We start from the raw sequence: 16363 nt of genomic DNA on the forward strand, positions 1-16363 counted from the left end.
GACGGTTAATGTCCGCTTGATGATGATCGCGATGGTCCTCTCGACCTGGGGACGGTTTGGCGGCAAAAGCATCCCGCCATGCCTCGTATCGCCTCCGTCCTGCTGCCGATGCCGTTGCCGGAGGCCTTCGACTACGCCGAGCCGGAGGGCCTGGATCTCAATCTGGGTGACCACGTCGCCGTGCCGCTGGGCCCCCGCGTGATTCGCGGCGTCGTTACGGGCCTGCGCGACGGGACCGGCGGCAACCGGCCGCTGAAGGTGGTGCAGGGCAAGCTGGACGATCCGCCCCTGCCGCCCGGCGTCCTGAACTTCGTCGAATGGGCGGCGCGCTATTCCGTCGACCTGCCCGGCTGGCCCTTGGCCATGGCCCTGCGCGGCCTGCGCCATCCGCCGCCCAAGCCCGACAAGGTGCTGGTCCTGACCGGCGTCCAGCCGGCTCGCATGACCCCCGCGCGCCTGAAGGTGCTGGCCGCCGCCGAGGGTGTGAAGCTGTCGGGCGCGGCGCTTGCCTCGGCCGCGGGCGTCTCGGCCGGGGTCGTGAAGGGTCTCGTGGACGAAGGCGCGCTGGCTGCCGACTTCGTGGAGCCCGATCGCGGCCTGCCGCAGCCCGACCTCTCCCTGCCGCCCCGCACCCTGAACCCGGGCCAGGCCGCCTGCGTCGAGGTGCTGACCGAGATGCTGGACGCCGGCGGCTTCCAGGCGGCGCTGCTGGATGGCGTGACCGGCTCGGGCAAGACCGAGGTCTATCTGGAGAGTGTCGCGGCCGCCCTGAAGGATCCCGAGGCCCAGGTCCTGATCCTGCTGCCCGAGATCGCCCTGACCCAGGCCGTGCTGGCCCGCTTCGAGCAGCGCTTCGGCGCCTTGCCGGCAGAGTGGCACTCGGGCGTCTCGCCGCCGCGTCGCCGGCAGGTGTGGGAGGCCGTGGCCAACGGCAATGCCCGCATCGTGGTCGGCGCGCGCTCGGCCCTGTTCCTGCCGTTCAAGAAACTGCGGCTGATCGTGGTCGACGAGGAGCACGACAGCTCGTTCAAGCAGGAAGAGGGCTTCATCTACCAGGCCCGCGACCTGGCCGTGGCCCGCGCCAAGATCGAGGGGGCCACGGTGCTGCTGGCCTCCGCGACGCCGTCGCTGGAGAGCCTGTTCAACGCCCAGACCGGCCGTTATCGCTGGCTGCGGCTGTCGGCCCGCCACGGGGCGGCGCAGCTGCCCGACATCGGCCTGGTCGACATGCGCCAGACCCCGCCGGAGCCGGGCCGCTGGCTGTCGCCGCCGCTGATCAAGGCCATGGCCGTGACCCTGCAGCGCGGCGAGCAGGCCATGCTGTTCCTGAACCGCAGGGGCTATGCGCCGCTGGTGCTGTGCAAGGCCTGCGGCGAGAAGATGAAGTCGCCCGACACCGACAGCTGGCTGGTCGAGCACCGCTATACGGGCCGTCTGGTCTGTCACCTGACCGGCTTCTCGATGAAGAAGCCGGACACCTGTCCGCACTGCGGGGCCAAGGACTCGCTGGTGTCGATCGGCCCCGGCGTGGAGCGGGTGGAAGAAGAGGCGCGGCACATCTTCCCCGATGCGCGGGTGGCGGTGTTCTCGTCCGATACGGTGATGGACGCCGAGGCCGCCAAGGCGCTGGTGGCGACCATGGCGGCCGGCGAGATCGACATCCTGGTGGCGACCCAGGCGGCGGCCAAGGGCCACAACTTCCCGAACCTGACCCTGGTGGGCGTGGTCGACGCGGACCTGTCCTTGCGCGGCGGCGACCTGCGGGCCGGCGAGCGGACCTTCCAGCTGCTGGCCCAGGCCGCCGGTCGCGCAGGGCGTCACGAGAAGCCGGGCCGGGCGTTGCTGCAGACCTATTCCCCCGACCACGCGGTGATGCAGGCCCTGGCTGCCCAGGACCGCGACGCCTTCATCGAGGCCGAGATGGGCATGCGCCAGGACGCGGGCCTGCCGCCGTTCGGGCGTCTGGCGGCGGTGATCGCCTCGGGTCCCGACGGCGCGGCCCTGGACGCCTATGTCGAGGCCCTGGCCGCGGTGATCCCCAATGCCGAGGGGGTCGAGGTGTTCGGTCCCGCCGACGCGCCGCTGGCCCTGGTGCGCGGCCGCCGCCGCAAGCGGTTCCTGGTCCGGGCCGAGCGCAATGTCGACCTGCAGGGCTTCATGGCCGCTTGGCGGGCGCGGGCCAAGGTTCCGAACTCGGTTCGCGTTGTGATTGACGTCGACCCGTATTCCTTCCTGTGATCGTGCGTCTTCGCGCCACATTCCACAGACCTTGGCTGTGAGCCCACTGTCCGCCCCCTGACGATGGGATGAACCCGTCGCGGTCGGAGGACACCTTATGAAGTCGGTTCTTGCGTCAGTGGCGTTCGCGTTGAGTTTGGCCGTCGTCGGCTCCGCATCCGCCCAGACGGCGCCGCTGACCGGCTCCGGCGGCTCGATCCAGTCACCGCTCTTCAAGGCCTGGATCGCCGACTATCAGAAGGCCGGCGGCGAGCCGATCGCCTATACCGGCCAGAACTCGGCCTTCGGCGTCAGCCAGATCGAGAGCAAGGCCGCCGACTTCGGCGTCACCGCCATGCCGCTGTCGGACGCCGACCTGAAGGCCAAGGGCCTCTCCCAATTCCCGTTCGTGATTAGCGGCACCGTGCTGGTCACCAACGTCCCGGGCCTGGAGAGCGGCAAGCTGAAGCTGGACGCGCCGGCCGTGGCGGCGATCTTTCTCGGGAAGATCACCAAGTGGAACGACCCGATGCTGAAGGCCCTCAATCCGGGCCTCGACCTGCCCGATTGGCCGATCACCGTGGCCCACCGCACCGACCCCGCCAGCATGAGCCTGCTGCTGACCAGCTACCTGTCGTCGGTCAGTTCCGAATGGAAAGCTGGCCCCGGTGCCGGCGAGACGGTGACCTGGCCGGTCGGCCTGGGCGGCAAGGGCAATGCCGGGATCAGCGAGATCATGTCCGGCACCATGGGCACGATCAGCTATGTCGAATACGCCTACGCCCTGGACCACAAGCTCGATTTGGTCGCGCTGAAGAACCACGACGGCGCGTTCGTCACGCCCTCGCCGGCGGCCTTCTCATCCTTTGCCAGCGGCGCGCCGTGGACGGCCAGCAAGGGCTTCGGCGTCCAGACCCTGGACCGCCCGGGCAAGGCGACCTGGCCGCTGGTGCTGGTCAGCTACGGCCTGCTGCGCGACGACGCTGCGCCTGACCGCGCCAAGCGGGTGCGCGACTTCTTCACCTGGGGCTATACGAGCGGCGACGCGGACATCACGGCCCTGGGCTATGCGCCGGTGCCGGCCTCGGTGAAAACCGCCGTGCAGGCTCGCTGGAAGTAGTCAGTTCGTCGGCTCGTCCTTCACCAGCACCGGCGCGCCGGCGGCGGGCTGGTGCGAGCGCAGGGGCAGGGCGGGGATCATCAGGATCACCGCCAGGCCCGCGGCGATCACGAACAGGGCCGCGACCATCACGCCGCTGACGGCGTTGATCAGCGCGCCTTGCAGCACCGGGTCGGCGTGGGCGGCCTTGCCTTGTGCGGCCGCCTGGACGGCCATGCCTTCCAGCTTGCCCAGGTCCAGGCCGCCGCCGGGCAGGCTGGCCAGGCGGGCGGTCAGCATCGTGCCGGCCAAGGCCGCGCCGACGGTTGAGCCGATCTGGCGGAAGAACTGGTTGGAGCTGGTCGCAACCCCGATATCGCGCGGATCGACGGCGTTCTGGGTGGCGATGTTGAACAGGCTCTGGCCGGGGCCGAGGCCCAGGCCGACGAAGGCCAGCAGGGCGCAGAGCAGCGGCAGGCTGTGGATCTTGGACAGGTCGTGCAGCAGGAACACCGCGACCAGCAGGATCGTCGCGCCGCCGATCATGAAGGGCTTATACTTCCCGGTCTTGCTGACCATCTGGCCGGCGATCGTGCTGGCGACGATCAGGCCGGCCATCAGCGGCAGCATAGTCATGCCGCTGATCGTGGCCGGCACGCCCCGGCCCAGCTGCAGGAACAGCGGCAGGAACATCACCACGCCCATGAAGGCCATCGAGATCAGGAAGCCCGCCGTATTGGCCGTGGTGAACACCTTGTTCTGGAACAGGTGCATCGGCAGGATCGGGTTGCTGACCTTGGTCTCGACATAGACGAAGGCGGCCAGCGACACGGCGGCCAGCGCGAACAGGCCCAGGCTCTGAGGCGAGCGCCAGGCGAAGTTGTGGCCGCCCAGGCTGAGCGCAAGCAGCAGCGGTACGAAGGCGGCGATCAGCAGGGCCGCGCCCAGGAAATCGATCTTGCCCGAGCGGCGATGCTCCAGCGGCGGCATCTTCACGATGACCATGAACAGCGACAGCAAGGACAGCGGCAGGTTGACGTAGAACACCCAGCGCCAGCCGGCGACCGTGTGGGTCCCGATCTGCACCGTGCCGTGGTCGGTGAAATAGCCGCCGATGATGGGGCCCAGCACGCTGGCCAGGCCGAACACCGAGCCGAAGATGCCGGCGAACTTGCCCCGCTCGCGCGGCGGATAGAGATCGGCGATGATGGCGAAGGCGGTGGTGAACAGCGCCCCGCCGCCGATGCCCTGCAGGGCGCGGAAGACGATCAGCTGGACCATGCCGGGCATGCCCAGCACCGTGCCGAACTCGCCCGCCAGACCCGACAGCCACGAGCCGGCCAGGAAGATGGTGATGCCGGTGATCAGCACGGGCTTGCGCCCGAAGATGTCGCCCAGCTTGCCCCAGATCGGCACCATCACCGTCGAGGTCAGCAGATAGGCCGTGGTCACCCACGAATAGAGATTGAGACCGTTCAGCTCGGAGATGATGCGCGGCATCGCCGTCGAGACGATGGTCTGGTCCAGCGCGCTGAGCAGGAACACGATCATCAGCGCCGTCAGGGTCAGGCGGCGCTCGGCGTCGGTGAAAGTCTGGGTGGTCATCTAAGCCCTGGGAGCGTGATAAGCCGGGGCGGCCGACCTACCACGCTCCCATGACGGACCCTAGTGCTCCTTCTTCGCTCCGCGCTTACGGGCCATCATGTTCAGGCCCTCGACGCCGGCCGAGAAGGCCATGGCGGTATAGATGTAGCCCTTGGGCACGTGGGCGCCGAAGCCCTCAGCGATCAGCACGGTGCCGATCATCAAGAGGAAGCCCAGGGCCAGCATCACCACGGTCGGGTTGTTGTTGATGAAGTTGGCCAGCGGGTCGGCGGCCAGCAGCATCACGGTAACGGCGACGATCACGGCGATGATCATGATCGGCAGGTGATCGGTCATGCCGACGGCGGTCAGGATCGAGTCGATCGAGAACACCAGGTCCAGCAGGATGATCTGGAAGATCGCCGAGCCGACGTTGGAGATCACGACGGTGGCCTTGTCCTTCTCCAGCACGTCGTCGCTCTTGCCCGGGTCGACCGTGTGGTGGATCTCCTTGGTCGCCTTCCAGATCAGGAAGACGCCGCCGGCGATCAGGATCAGGTCGCGCCACGAGAAGGCGGTCTCGAAGCCCGGCTCGCCATGCGCGCCGACGGGGCCGGTGATGCCGAGATCAAAGACCGGCGCGGTCAGGCCGACAATGAAGGCGATGGTCGACAAAAGCACCAGGCGCATGATCAGCGCCAGCGAGATGCCGATGCGGCGCACCTTCTGCCGGTGCTCGGGCGGCAGCTTGTTCGACAGGATCGAGATGAAGACCAGGTTGTCGATCCCCAGGACCACTTCCATCACCACCAGGGTCACCAGGGCGGCCCAGGCAGCCGGGTCAGTGGCCAGGCTAAGGAGTTCGTTCATCGGTCCTCTCTATGGTTGTCAGACGAGCCATCGTTTCGCGTACGCGTACATGTAACACAGCGAGATGGGTGGGTAACGCTGATCTTTCCACCGTGGGGGATGGAGGGACGGACCCTTAAGGACCGACGTCAATGCAAGACGGCGCGCATATCAAGCCCCTGACCGCCCTTCGGTTCTTCGCCGCCTTCTGGGTGGTGCTGTTCCACTATTGGCCCAAGCTGGACGTCGGTTTCACGCCGGCGATCGCGACCAAGGGCTATCTGGGCGTCGAGGCCTTCTTCGTGCTGTCGGGCTTCATCCTGTGCCACGTCTATCTGAGCGGCTTCGGGGAAGGGCGGTTCCGGTATGGCGACTTCCTGTGGAACCGGCTGGCGCGGGTCTATCCGCTGCACCTGGCCACCCTGGTCGGCGTCGGGGCCATGGCGTTCGCCGGCACGATGGCCGGCCTGAACGTCGATCCCAACATCCTGTCGTGGAAGGCGCTGCCGTCGAACCTGCTGCTGGTCCACGCCTGGGGCTTCGCGCCCGTGGCTGGCTGGAACCACGCCTCGTGGTCGATCTCGGCCGAGTGGTTCGCCTACCTGACCTTCCCGGCCTTCGCCTTCGCGGCGTGGAAGCTGCGGGCGCGTCCCGTGGCTGCCGTGTTGGGCGCCCTGGCCTTCATCGCCGTGATCTATCCGACCTTCCAGGCGCTGGCCGGCTTCCCGCTGACGGAAGCCACCATCCAGTGGGGCGCGCTGCGGATCGTGCCGTGCTTCGCCTTCGGTTGCGCGCTGCACGCCCTGTGGCGCTCGGACCGATTCCCCACCCGACTCAGCGGCTACGGCGCCGCTTTATTGAGCATGGTCACGCTTGGCGCGGTGCAATTTGGCGCCCCGGATTGGGTCATTGTGATGCTTTTGGGCGGCCTGATTTTCACCCTCGCGAGCCTCGCCAAGGGCGGTTTCGAGTTTGCTGGACAGTCAGTATTCGTCTATCTCGGCGAGATCAGCTACTCGACCTACATGATCTGTATTCCGTGGAAGATCCTGGCCATCAATGCCGCGAGCAAGGTCCTCAATATCGAGGGCGACAAGTTGCCGCTGCTGGTCTGGGTCGCGATTGTGGCCGGGTTGGTCCCGCTCTCGGCGATCTCCTATCATTTCATAGAAAATCCGTGCCGCGAGCGCATGAAGACCTGGGCTGCTGGCTGGAAACAGCGCCGCTTGACCCTCGCAGGTGCGGCATAAACACTCTTTTCACGTCTTCCTGGGAAGGTTATCCTTTAACCCAGTGACGCGGGGGAGTACCCACAGCATGACGAAACGGACGAGGGCCCTTCTGGGTTCCCTGGCCGCTGCCGCCATGATCAGCTTTGCGCCGGTAGCGGCCAATGCTGACGGCTATTGGCAGTGCGTGCCGTTCGCCCGTCTGATGTCGGGTATCCAGATCTTTGGCGACGCCCGTACGTGGTGGTCGCAGGCCGCCGGCAAGTACGACACCGGCTCGGTTCCCAAGATCGGCTCTGTTCTCTCGTTCAAGCCGACCGCCCGCATGAACCTAGGCCACGTGGCCTTTGTCAGCCAGGTGCTCACCGACCGGGTCATCCAGGTCACCCACGCCAACTGGTCGATCATCGAGGGCGATCGCGGCCAGATCGAAAAGGACGTCACCGTCGTCGACGTCTCGCCCAATGGCGACTGGACGCAGGTCAAGGTCTGGTACGACCCGATCCGCGACCTGGGCACCAGCGTCTATCCGACCAACGGCTTCATCTACCAGGACGCCCAGGCGACCAAGATCGCCGTCGCGACCAGCAAGATCGCCATGGCCCAGAACGCCGTGGTCTCGGCCGCCAAGCAGGCCGCCAACCAGGTCGCCAATTCGGTCCGTTCCTCGCCGCTGGACATCATCGGTCAGGCCGCCGACTCGACCGATCGTATCGCCGCCCTGCTGGACGCCGCCGCCAATGGTGGTTCGTCCAACGACAACAACAACAAGCAGAACGCCCCGCGCTAATTCGAGCGCGTTGACCTGAAGCTTAGGCCGGGGCACACCCGGCCTGTAGCGAGGGCGCGAGCATGCTCAGAATTCTCCGTCATGGCGCGCCTGGTTTCGAAGCCGGCGGCTTGTCGCCTGACTGGCGCGTGCCCGGCGACGCGGTCTGGATCGAGCTGGTCGACCCCACCCGCGCCGAGGAAGTCGCCGTCGAGCAGTCGATCGGCCTCCTGCTGCCCACCCGTGAAGAGATGGCCGAGATCGAGGCCTCTTCGCGCCTGTATCAAGAGGACGGCGGCACGTTCATGACCGCCACGGTGCTGGTCAATGCCGACGGCGACCTGCCGACCGCCGCGCCGGTCACCTTCGTCCTGGCCGGCAATCGCCTGGTCACCATCCGCTATGTCGAGCCGCGCGCCTTCTCGGTGTTCGCCGCCCAGGCCGAGCGCCAGCCCAGCCTGTGCCCGAACGGCCTGCAGACCTTCCTGGGTTTGCTGGACGCCATCGTCGACCGCACCGCCGACATCCTCGAGCGCACCGCCGCCGAGGTCGAGGTGCAGTCGCGCGCCATCTTCGGCCGCCCGCGCGGCGCGGCCTTCGAGCAGATCCTCAACCGCTTGGGCAAGGCCCAGAACATCAACTCCAAGGCCCGCGACAGCCTGGTCAGCCTGGCCCGCCTGCTCAGCTTCGCGGCCCTGGCCGAGCAGTTCGACGGCTCCAAGGACCTGCGCGATCACCTCAAATCGCTGCAGCGCGACGTCCAGTCGATCACCGACCACTCCAGCTACCTGGCGGGCAACATCACCTTCCTGCTCGACGCGGCTCTCGGCTTGATCAACATCGAGCAGAACTCGATCTTCAAGGTGTTTTCGGTGTTCTCGGTGGTCCTGATGCCGCCGACGCTGATCGCCGGGATCTACGGCATGAACTTCGTGCACATGCCCGAGCTGCAATGGCTGGAGGGCTACCCCATGGCGCTGGGCATCATGATCCTGGTCGCCCTGGCGCCGCTGCTGTGGTTCCGCCGCAAGGGCTGGCTGTAACCGTGGTAGAGCGGGGCGAGGCGGATCCGTCGTCACCGCTTACCCGGAAGATGGTGCTCATCGCCCTGCTCATCCCGAGCCTGGCGGCGATCTTTACCTTCCGCCGGTTGGCGCAAGCGCTATGGCTGCAGGTCATCAGGGGGCCTGGGCGACATGGTCAATTCATCGCGTTGGCGGAGGATCCGCATCGCTTCTGGGCGCGCGTCGGCGGCCAGCTGTTCACGCTGGTCATAGCCGTCGCGATCATCGTGCTCATCCTGCGGCACTGGCGATCGCGCCAAGCGTCAAAGGACTAGCGCCGATTCCGCGACTTTCCGTCGCGCTCTGAACGTTTGCTTAAAGACGATGTGACACGGTGGACGCCGTTTCCCGCGTATCCCGTCCACCCTGTCCGAGCGCTCTCCAGACCGCACGATGCCGCCCGCGTCTTCCCGCCCCAGTCTGATCCGCAACCTCCACGCTTCGGTGGTGCGCGAGGTGCTGGACGCGCATGCGCGCTACATCAAGGGGCTGCCCAAGGGCCGCCGCGCGGTTCTGCAGTATGTGAACCTCAACAACTACGAGCTGGACGGGGTCGACCTTTCCGAGGCCGACCTGACCGGCGCCCTGCTGGGCGGGGCCTCGCTGCGCGGGACCAAGCTGAGGCGGGCCACGCTGTACGGCACGGACCTGCGCGACAGCGATCTGCGCGACGCCGACCTCTCCCGCTGTGACATGCGCGGCGCTTGTCTGCGCGGCGCCAATCTGGGTGGAGCGAACCTGGCCAATTGCGACCTGCGCGAGGGCGTCACCGCCGTGCAGGACGAGGAAAAGGGCCTGCGGATCCTGCAGCACTCCACGCGGCCGGGCGAGCTGGACTACGCCATGCTGCAGGGCGCCAACCTGAACGGGGCCCAGATGTCGGGGGCGTTCGCGCGCCAAGCGGACTTCACCGACGCCGACCTCTCCAACGTCACCCTGCAAGGCGCCAAGCTGACCAAGGCCTGCATGGACGGGGCGAACCTGTCGGGCGCCAACCTGCACAATGCCGAGATGTCCCAGGTGTCGCTGCGCCGCGCGGTGCTGGTGGGCGTCGACGTCAGCGGCGCGGACCTGCGCGACGCCGACCTGACCGAGGTGCTGCGCGCGCCGCCGCCGATCATCTATGTCGACGACCTGCCCCTGCACGAGGTGCTGGAAGCCCACGAGCTGTTCTGCAAGACCGACGGCCGCGACGGCAGGGTCGGGGTGCTGTCCGACGTCGACTTCCGCCCGCTCAAGCGTCTGAAGGACCGTAAGCTGTCGGGCCTATACGCGCCCAAGGCCGTGTTCTTCGGCATGGACCTGGAAGGCGCCCAGTTGCAGGGCGCGAACCTGGCCGGCGCCGATCTGCGTGGGGCCAAGCTGAAGGGCGCCGACCTGCGCGGCGCCCGCCTCATGGACGCCCAGCTGAACCGCGCGGATCTCTCGAACGCCAAGCTGGGGCCGCTGAAGATCGCCGAGGACCGGGTGATCCGCACCGACCTGACCCGCGCCGTGCTGCGCGGGGCCAATCTGCGGGGCGTCAGCGCCCCCCGCGCCCGCTTCATCGAGGCGGATCTCTCCAGCGCCAAGCTGGACGGCGCCGACCTGACGGGCGCCGAGATGCCGGCGCGCGGCGCCTAAACGTCCGTCTTCGCGTTCCGGTCGTATCGGGCAAAAGTTCCGATAGGAGAGGCCGCATGACCCACGCCCTGACGCCGATCGCCTTGCTCTGCCTGATGACCGCTGTGAGCTTGGCCGCCAAGGCCAACGCACAGGAACGGACTAACCGGACCGTCGTCGGCGGCGCGGTGATCTACGCTCCCGCCTATCAGGGCGCAGAGGACTACCGCGTCCTGCCGTTCCCGGTGATCGACCTGAAGTACGGCCGCTTCTTCGCCAATTCGCGGCGCGGCATCGGGGCCAATCTGGTCGACGGCGACACGGTGGATGTGGGGGCTGGCGTGACCTTCGTGCCGGGCTATCGCCGCCGCGACGCGCCCATCGGCATCGGCCGGGTGTCGGGCGGGGCCGGGGCGCGGGTCTCGGCCGACGTGAAGGCGGGCATGGTCATGGCCAGCCTGGGCGCGACCAAGGTGTTGTCGGGCGACCTCGACGGCGTGCTGGTCGACGCGACTCTGGCCATGCCGTTCCGGCCGACCGACCGCCTGACCGTGATCCCCAGCGTATCCACGACCTGGGCCGACGGCGCCTACACCCGCAGCTATTTCGGCGTCAGCTCGACCCAGGCTGTGGCCTCGGGCCTGCCCGCCTATCGTCCCGGCGGCGGGATCAAGGATGTCTCGGCGTCTCTGACCGCTAGCTATCGCCTGAACGATCGCGTCAGCCTGGGCGCGACCGGCTCGGTGTCCAAGCTGACCGGCGACGCCAGGAAGAGCCCGATCGTGTTCGACCCGACCCAGCCGTCGGCGGTGCTGTTGGTCTCCTATCGGTTCTAGGCAGGTTTTGGGCGCACTGAAGCCTTGCAGTGGGCGTTAACCTTGGTGTTGATGCACGCGAACCACTGGAGTCTTCGATGTCGCGTCTGTCCTGGATCGCCGCCGCCGCTGGCGTGCTGACCCTTACCGCTCTGGGAGGCGCCGCCCATGCGGCCGCCCCGCGCTTCGTGAAAACGGCTTGCGTCGGCGACTACAAGGGCGTCGACCTTAAGGTTGATTGCGGCAACCTGGTCGTCGACGAGACGCGCGGCGATCCCAAGACCCGCCGCATCAAGGTGGCCGTCGCCATCGTCCACGCCGCCCAGCCTAAGGCCGGCCTGCCGCCAGTGGTCTACCTGCACGGCGGTCCGGGCGGCTCGGCCCTGAAGAACCTGCCGCGTCTGCTCAAGAGCAAGACCTCGCGCGAGTTCATCGCGGCCGACCAGGACTGGATCTTCATCGACCAGCGTGGCGGCGGCCTGTCGGACCCGAACCTGGACTGCCCCGGCACGAACCTGACCGACGCCGGCCCGCCCTCGCAAAAGGATGCCGACGGCATCGTGGGTTGCCTGAAGGCCTTCCAGGCCAAGGGCGTGAACCTGTCGCGCTACAACGCCGTCGAGGTGGCCAAGGACGTCCAGGACCTGCGCCAGGTGCTGAAGCTGCCGCTAATCGACCTCTATGGCGGCTCGTACGGCACCCGCATCGAAGCGGCGATCCAGACCCATGCGGCCCAGGGCGTGCGGGCGGTGGTTCAGGACTCGCCCTGGCCGCCCGAGGCTGACTGGACCGTCGGCGGCCCGGCCATGGTCTCCAGCTCGATCGACATCGTCATGGCCAAGTGCGCTGTCGTGGCCGAGTGCGCCAAGCGCTATCCCGATCTGAAGGCCAAGCTGGCCGCGGTCGCCGAGCGCTGGCTGGCCGGTCCGCAGACCATCAACGGCAAGACCTACAATGCCGACGACCTGGGCGGCTATCTGATGGACGCCAGCTACTTCACCGCCGGCGTGCTGCCGCGCGACCTGTGGAAGATCATCCAGGGCGACGTCTCGCCGGTCGCCGACTTCGTCGAGAGCCGCGACTACTACAGCGAGGGCCAGTTCATGACCCACCTGTGCAAGGAAGAGATCCCGTTCGAGGCCCGCGCGGACGTGGCCAAGGGCACGGAAAACGATCCGGTCGCCCGCCTGATGGTGGTGTCGATGCAGCGCATCCACGACGTCTGCAAGGCCATCGATGTCGGCCCCATCTCGCCGGTCGAGCAGCAGCCGGTGAAGACCGCCATCCCGACCCTGTTCCTTGCCGCCGAAATCGATCCGGGCTGCCCGCCCGAGCTGACCAAGGCCGCCTCTAAGGGCTATCAGGGCTCGCAGGTGGTGATCGTCACCAACGCCACCCATGGCGTCAGCCGCAACAGCCCGTGCGCCCGCCAGGCGATCCGCAACTTCTTCCAGGATCCGACCAAGCCGGTCGACCGCAGCTGCCTGCCGGCGGCCGATACGCCGATGACCTTTACGTACGAATAGGCACGGGCGAGTAGGCTTCCAGCAACAAACCTGAACCATTTTCGCCTTGAATCCCTTTTAGCAGCGCCGCGCTCCGCCGACGCCGCTGTGAGGACTTCTTGACGACGACGCTCGATCGCCGCGCCGCCCTGGCGCTGCTGGCCGGCGGCGCCCTGGCGCCGGGGCTGGCGTCCGCCGCCGCGCCCTTCTCGTTCGACCAGGTCAAGGCGCGCGCCCGCGCCCTGGCGAATAAGCCTTACGTCGCGCCGCCGCCTCCGCCGCCCGAAGTCCAGGCGATGGACTATGACGCCGCCCAGGGCGTCGGCTTCTATCGCGAGAAGATCCCGCTGTGGGGCGGTGACTGGGGGATCGAGCTGTTCCCCCTGAGCCGCGGCGTTTCCAAGACCGTGGCCGTCAACCTGGTCGAGAACGGCCGCGCCCGGGCGCTGGCCTACGATCCGGCGATGTTCTCGTCGCGCGAGGACAGCCCGTTCCGCAAGCTGCCGGCCACTGCGGGCTTCGCGGGTTTTCGGGCCATGAGCCGCGACGATCGCGGTGAGTGGCTGGTGTTCCACGGCGCGTCCTATTTCCGCTCGCCGGCCCCCTACGGCCAGTACGGCCTGTCGGCGCGCGCCATCGCCGCCGACACCTATGCCGTCAAGCCCGAGGAATTCCCCGATTGGCGCGAGGTCTGGCTGGAGAAGGACGCGCAAGGGCGCCTCGTGATCCACGCCCTGATGGAGAGCCCCGGCATCGTCGGGGCCTATCGCTTCGTCAACGAGCGTAACGGCCTGGCCCTGACCCAGACGGTCGAGGCCAGCGTCCACTTTCGCCGCGCCTTCGACCAGATGGGCCTGGCGCCGCTGACCAGCATGTTCTGGTTCGGCGAGGATCGCGGCGGTCCCGACTGGCGGCCCGAGATCCACGACAGCGACGGCCTGGCGATCTGGACGGGATCGGGCGAGCGGATCTGGCGGCCGCTCTCCAACCCCACGCGGGTGGTGACCAGCACCTTCAGCGACGACAACCCTCGGGGCTTTGGCCTGATCCAACGCGACCGCGACTTCGAGCACTATCACGACGACCAGGCCCGCTCGGAGCGCCGCCCCAGCGTCTGGGTCGAGCCGCTTGGCAAGTGGGGGCGCGGCACCGTCCGCCTGGTCGAGATCCCGACCGACAACGAGACCAATGACAACATCGTTGCTTTCTGGACGCCCGAAGCGCCGGTCAAGGCCAAGAGCCGGATCAACTTGGCCTACCGCCTGCACTGGACCGGCGACGTCCCGGCGCCGACCGATCTGGCCCGCGTCGTGGCCACTCGCACGGGCCGGCCGGGCGAGCCGGGCAAGGATGGAGAGGCCCAAGGCCGCAAGATCGCCGTCGAGTTCCGGGGCGAGAACCTGTTGGCCCTGCGCACGGCGATCGACATCCAGGCCGACGTCACCGCGCGAGGCGGCCAGATCCGCCTGCTGTCGCACTATCCGGCCGATCGCCGCGAGGCCGAGACCGACGCCCTGTGGCGGGTGGTGTTCGACGTGGCGCCCGATGGCGCGGAACCGGCCGACGTCCGCGTGGTGCTGCGGCAGAATGGTCGCGCCCTGAGCGAAACCTGGACCGCCTTGGTTTTTCCGGCTCCGGCCGGGAACTAAACGCCGCCTGAAACCTTTCGGCCTCGCTTCCGCCGCGTTGATTGCGGGGAAGCCGGGGGCCGGGGGGCCAACGAGTGAACGGGCTTTCTGTTGATGCGAAGCGTAATTTGGCCGGCCGACGCGGTTCCGACGGAAGCGCCCATGGCCATGCCGACCCAGTGCCTGAGCGCCGCCCCCGAGCAGCGTCCGATCCAGGCGCTGGATCTGCGTCGCCGCAGAGCGGCCCTGCTGGCCTTCACCATCGTGCTGAGCGTGGCCGCCAGCGTGGTCATGGGCCTGGCCTTCGCGGCCGACCGCTTCACGCTGCTGGAGCTGATCGCCCTGCCGCTGTTTGGCAGCCTGTTCGCCTGGAGCGCTTTCTCGTGCGCCTCGGCCGTCGCCGGTTTCGCGGCGATGTGGCGCGAGGGCGCGGTGCGCGACGGCCCCGCGCCGAAGCTGGCCAGCCGCAATGCGGTGCTGCTGCCGGTCTATAACGAGGCCCCCGGCCCGGTCTTCGCCCGCTTGGCCGCCATGCTGGAATCGCTGCGCACGGCTGGCGCGCTGCAGAACTTCGACGTCTTCGTGCTCAGCGACACGCGCCAGCACGAGGTCGCGGTCGAGGAGCGGGCGGCCTATGACGGCCTGTGCGCCCGCTTCGCCGGCCAGGCCCACATCCACTACCGCCGCCGCGTCGAGAACACCGACCGCAAGGCCGGCAACATCGCCGAGTGGGTCCGCCGCTGGGGCGGGGCCTATGACCACATGGTGGTGCTGGACGCCGACAGCCTGATGACCGGCGACACCCTGGTGCGTCTGGCCGGGGCCATGGAGGCTGAGCCGGATCTGGGCCTGTTGCAGACCGTGCCGATGATCATCAACGCCCGCACCCTGTTCGCGCGCCTCGAGCAGTTCGCCAGCCGCCTGTACGGCCCGATGTTCGCGCGCGGCCTGGAATGGTGGAGCGGGGCGGAGTCCAGCTACTGGGGCCACAACGCCATCATCCGCGTGCAGGCCTTCGCCGAGCAGGCCGGCCTGCCGCATCTGCGCGGACCCAAGCCGTTCGGCGGCGCGATCATGAGCCACGACTTCGTCGAGGCCGCCCTGCTGCGCCGCGCCGGCTGGGAAGTGCGCCTGGCCTCGCGCCTGGGCGGCAGCTACGAGGAGAGCCCGCCCAGCCTGATCGACCAGATCGTCCGCGACCGCCGCTGGTGCCAGGGCAACCTGCAACACATCGCCGTCATCGCCGCGCGTGGTCTGCACCCGTTGAGCCGCTTCCACCTGCTGCGCGGGTTCTCGACCTATCTGACCGCGCCGCTGTGGCTGGGCCTGCTGACCGTGGGCCTGCTGCTCTCGGCCTTCCCGTCGCTGGCGGGAGCGGAAGAGGCGGCTGTCTCGGCGTTCGAGCGGACGCCGACCGGGTTGGTGCTGACCGTGTCGCTAGCCCTGCTGCTGGCCCCCAAGCTGATGGCCTGGGCGCTGCTTCTGCGCACCGGCCAGGCGTCGGGCTTCGGCGGCGGGACGCGGGCCTTCTTCAGCGTCTGTTTCGAAACCGCCGTCTCGACGATGATCGCGCCGATCGTGCTGTTCGCCCAGACCCGCTCGGTGATCGAGATCCTGACCGGCCGCGACTGCGGCTGGGCGACCCAGCGCCGTGACATGGACCGCGTGACCTTGTCGGACACCTTCCGGGCCCATCGCCAGGAGGCGGCGTTCGGCATGGTCCTGGTTCTGGTCGGCCTGATCTTCGCGCCGGACGCCTTTATCTGGATCGCGATCCCGGCCCTGGCCCTGACCTTCGCCTTCCTGCTGTCGGCCTGGACCGCCGAGGACGCCGACGACCTGATCCTGCTGGAGACGCCCGAGACCCGCCGGCCGCCGCGCCTGCTGGACCGGGCGCTGAAGCTGCGCTCGGCCGCCGCCGTCGCCAGCCTGGCCTCGTCGAACCCGCCGGCGATCGCGCTGCCCCTGCCGGCGCGGCTGGGCTACGAGACCGCCTGAGACC

Annotated in this window: 13 protein-coding genes; 11 read left to right on the forward strand and 2 right to left on the reverse strand. The window is 68.2% G+C overall.

The features are described 5' to 3' along the window. Nucleotides 1-78 precede the first annotated feature (78 nt). A complete protein-coding gene (locus J7528_RS05975) occupies nucleotides 79-2238 on the forward strand; it encodes a primosomal protein N' (protein ID WP_291872026.1) in 2160 nt (719 codons plus the stop codon). 97 nt (nucleotides 2239-2335) lie between these two features. After that, nucleotides 2336-3337, forward strand: coding sequence for a phosphate ABC transporter substrate-binding protein PstS (gene pstS, locus J7528_RS05980; RefSeq protein WP_291872027.1), 1002 nt, complete (start codon nucleotides 2336-2338; stop codon nucleotides 3335-3337). Here pstS and J7528_RS05985 read toward each other — a convergent pair whose 3' ends face one another. Both J7528_RS05985 and J7528_RS05990 read right to left on the reverse strand, forming a co-directional pair. Then, nucleotides 3338-4921 (reverse strand): MDR family MFS transporter, encoded by a 1584-nt coding sequence (locus tag J7528_RS05985; RefSeq protein WP_291872028.1) that lies wholly within the window; start codon nucleotides 4919-4921, stop codon nucleotides 3338-3340. It abuts the gene before it with no gap. 60 nt (nucleotides 4922-4981) lie between these two features. Beyond that, a complete protein-coding gene (locus J7528_RS05990) occupies nucleotides 4982-5770 on the reverse strand; it encodes a TerC family protein (RefSeq protein ID WP_291872029.1) in 789 nt (262 codons plus the stop codon). A gap of 131 nt (nucleotides 5771-5901) precedes the next feature. Between J7528_RS05990 and J7528_RS05995 the strand changes: the two genes are divergently transcribed. From J7528_RS05995 to mdoH, 9 genes are all read left to right on the forward strand, one after another. Continuing rightward, entirely contained in the window at nucleotides 5902-6999 is a 1098-nt protein-coding gene (locus tag J7528_RS05995; RefSeq protein WP_291872030.1) for an acyltransferase, read from the forward strand. A 67-nt stretch (nucleotides 7000-7066) separates the two neighbouring features. Continuing rightward, nucleotides 7067-7768: a CHAP domain-containing protein gene (locus tag J7528_RS06000; protein ID WP_291872031.1), complete on the forward strand. Its 702-nt coding sequence runs from the start codon at nucleotides 7067-7069 to the stop codon at nucleotides 7766-7768. Nucleotides 7769-7830: 62 nt separating this feature from the next. Beyond that, nucleotides 7831-8790: a magnesium transporter CorA family protein gene (locus J7528_RS06005; RefSeq protein WP_291872032.1), complete on the forward strand. Its 960-nt coding sequence runs from the start codon at nucleotides 7831-7833 to the stop codon at nucleotides 8788-8790. Nucleotides 8791-8843: 53 nt separating this feature from the next. Continuing rightward, entirely contained in the window at nucleotides 8844-9086 is a 243-nt protein-coding gene (locus J7528_RS06010; RefSeq protein WP_291872033.1) for a hypothetical protein, read from the forward strand. Between the two features lie 118 nt (nucleotides 9087-9204). Next, a complete protein-coding gene (locus J7528_RS06015) occupies nucleotides 9205-10434 on the forward strand; it encodes a pentapeptide repeat-containing protein (RefSeq protein ID WP_291872034.1) in 1230 nt (409 codons plus the stop codon). Nucleotides 10435-10490: 56 nt separating this feature from the next. Continuing rightward, a complete protein-coding gene (locus J7528_RS06020; protein WP_291872035.1) occupies nucleotides 10491-11249 on the forward strand; it encodes a MipA/OmpV family protein in 759 nt (252 codons plus the stop codon). A 77-nt stretch (nucleotides 11250-11326) separates the two neighbouring features. After that, the gene (locus J7528_RS06025; protein WP_291872036.1) at nucleotides 11327-12754 is read left to right on the forward strand and encodes an alpha/beta hydrolase; all 1428 of its coding nucleotides are present in this window, start codon (nucleotides 11327-11329) and stop codon (nucleotides 12752-12754) included. 98 nt (nucleotides 12755-12852) lie between these two features. Beyond that, nucleotides 12853-14382 carry a glucan biosynthesis protein gene (locus J7528_RS06030; protein ID WP_291872037.1) on the forward strand — a complete coding sequence of 510 codons (1530 nt, stop codon included), beginning with the start codon at nucleotides 12853-12855 and terminating at the stop codon, nucleotides 14380-14382. 93 nt (nucleotides 14383-14475) lie between these two features. Beyond that, on the forward strand, nucleotides 14476-16359 hold the full coding sequence (mdoH, locus tag J7528_RS06035; protein WP_291872038.1) for a glucans biosynthesis glucosyltransferase MdoH: 1884 nt from the start codon (nucleotides 14476-14478) through the stop codon (nucleotides 16357-16359). Nucleotides 16360-16363 lie beyond the last annotated feature (4 nt).

The sequence above is a fragment of the Caulobacter sp. genome (assembly GCF_017744445.1).
In the GTDB taxonomy this organism is placed as follows: Bacteria; Pseudomonadota; Alphaproteobacteria; order Caulobacterales; family Caulobacteraceae; genus Caulobacter.

Excerpts from the sequence above, each read along its gene's own strand:
- J7528_RS05975 (WP_291872026.1), top strand. The coding sequence starts at position 79 with ATGCCTCGTATCGCCTCCGTCCTGCTGCCGATGCCGTTGCCGGAGGCC.
- pstS (WP_291872027.1), top strand. The coding sequence starts at position 2,336 with ATGAAGTCGGTTCTTGCGTCAGTGGCGTTCGCGTTGAGTTTGGCCGTC.
- J7528_RS05985 (WP_291872028.1), bottom strand. The coding sequence starts at position 4,921 with ATGACCACCCAGACTTTCACCGACGCCGAGCGCCGCCTGACCCTGACG.
- J7528_RS05990 (WP_291872029.1), bottom strand. The coding sequence starts at position 5,770 with ATGAACGAACTCCTTAGCCTGGCCACTGACCCGGCTGCCTGGGCCGCC.
- J7528_RS05995 (WP_291872030.1), top strand. The coding sequence starts at position 5,902 with ATGCAAGACGGCGCGCATATCAAGCCCCTGACCGCCCTTCGGTTCTTC.
- J7528_RS06000 (WP_291872031.1), top strand. The coding sequence starts at position 7,067 with ATGACGAAACGGACGAGGGCCCTTCTGGGTTCCCTGGCCGCTGCCGCC.
- J7528_RS06005 (WP_291872032.1), top strand. The coding sequence starts at position 7,831 with ATGCTCAGAATTCTCCGTCATGGCGCGCCTGGTTTCGAAGCCGGCGGC.
- J7528_RS06015 (WP_291872034.1), top strand. The coding sequence starts at position 9,205 with ATGCCGCCCGCGTCTTCCCGCCCCAGTCTGATCCGCAACCTCCACGCT.
- J7528_RS06020 (WP_291872035.1), top strand. The coding sequence starts at position 10,491 with ATGACCCACGCCCTGACGCCGATCGCCTTGCTCTGCCTGATGACCGCT.
- J7528_RS06025 (WP_291872036.1), top strand. The coding sequence starts at position 11,327 with ATGTCGCGTCTGTCCTGGATCGCCGCCGCCGCTGGCGTGCTGACCCTT.
- mdoH (WP_291872038.1), top strand. The coding sequence starts at position 14,476 with ATGCGAAGCGTAATTTGGCCGGCCGACGCGGTTCCGACGGAAGCGCCC.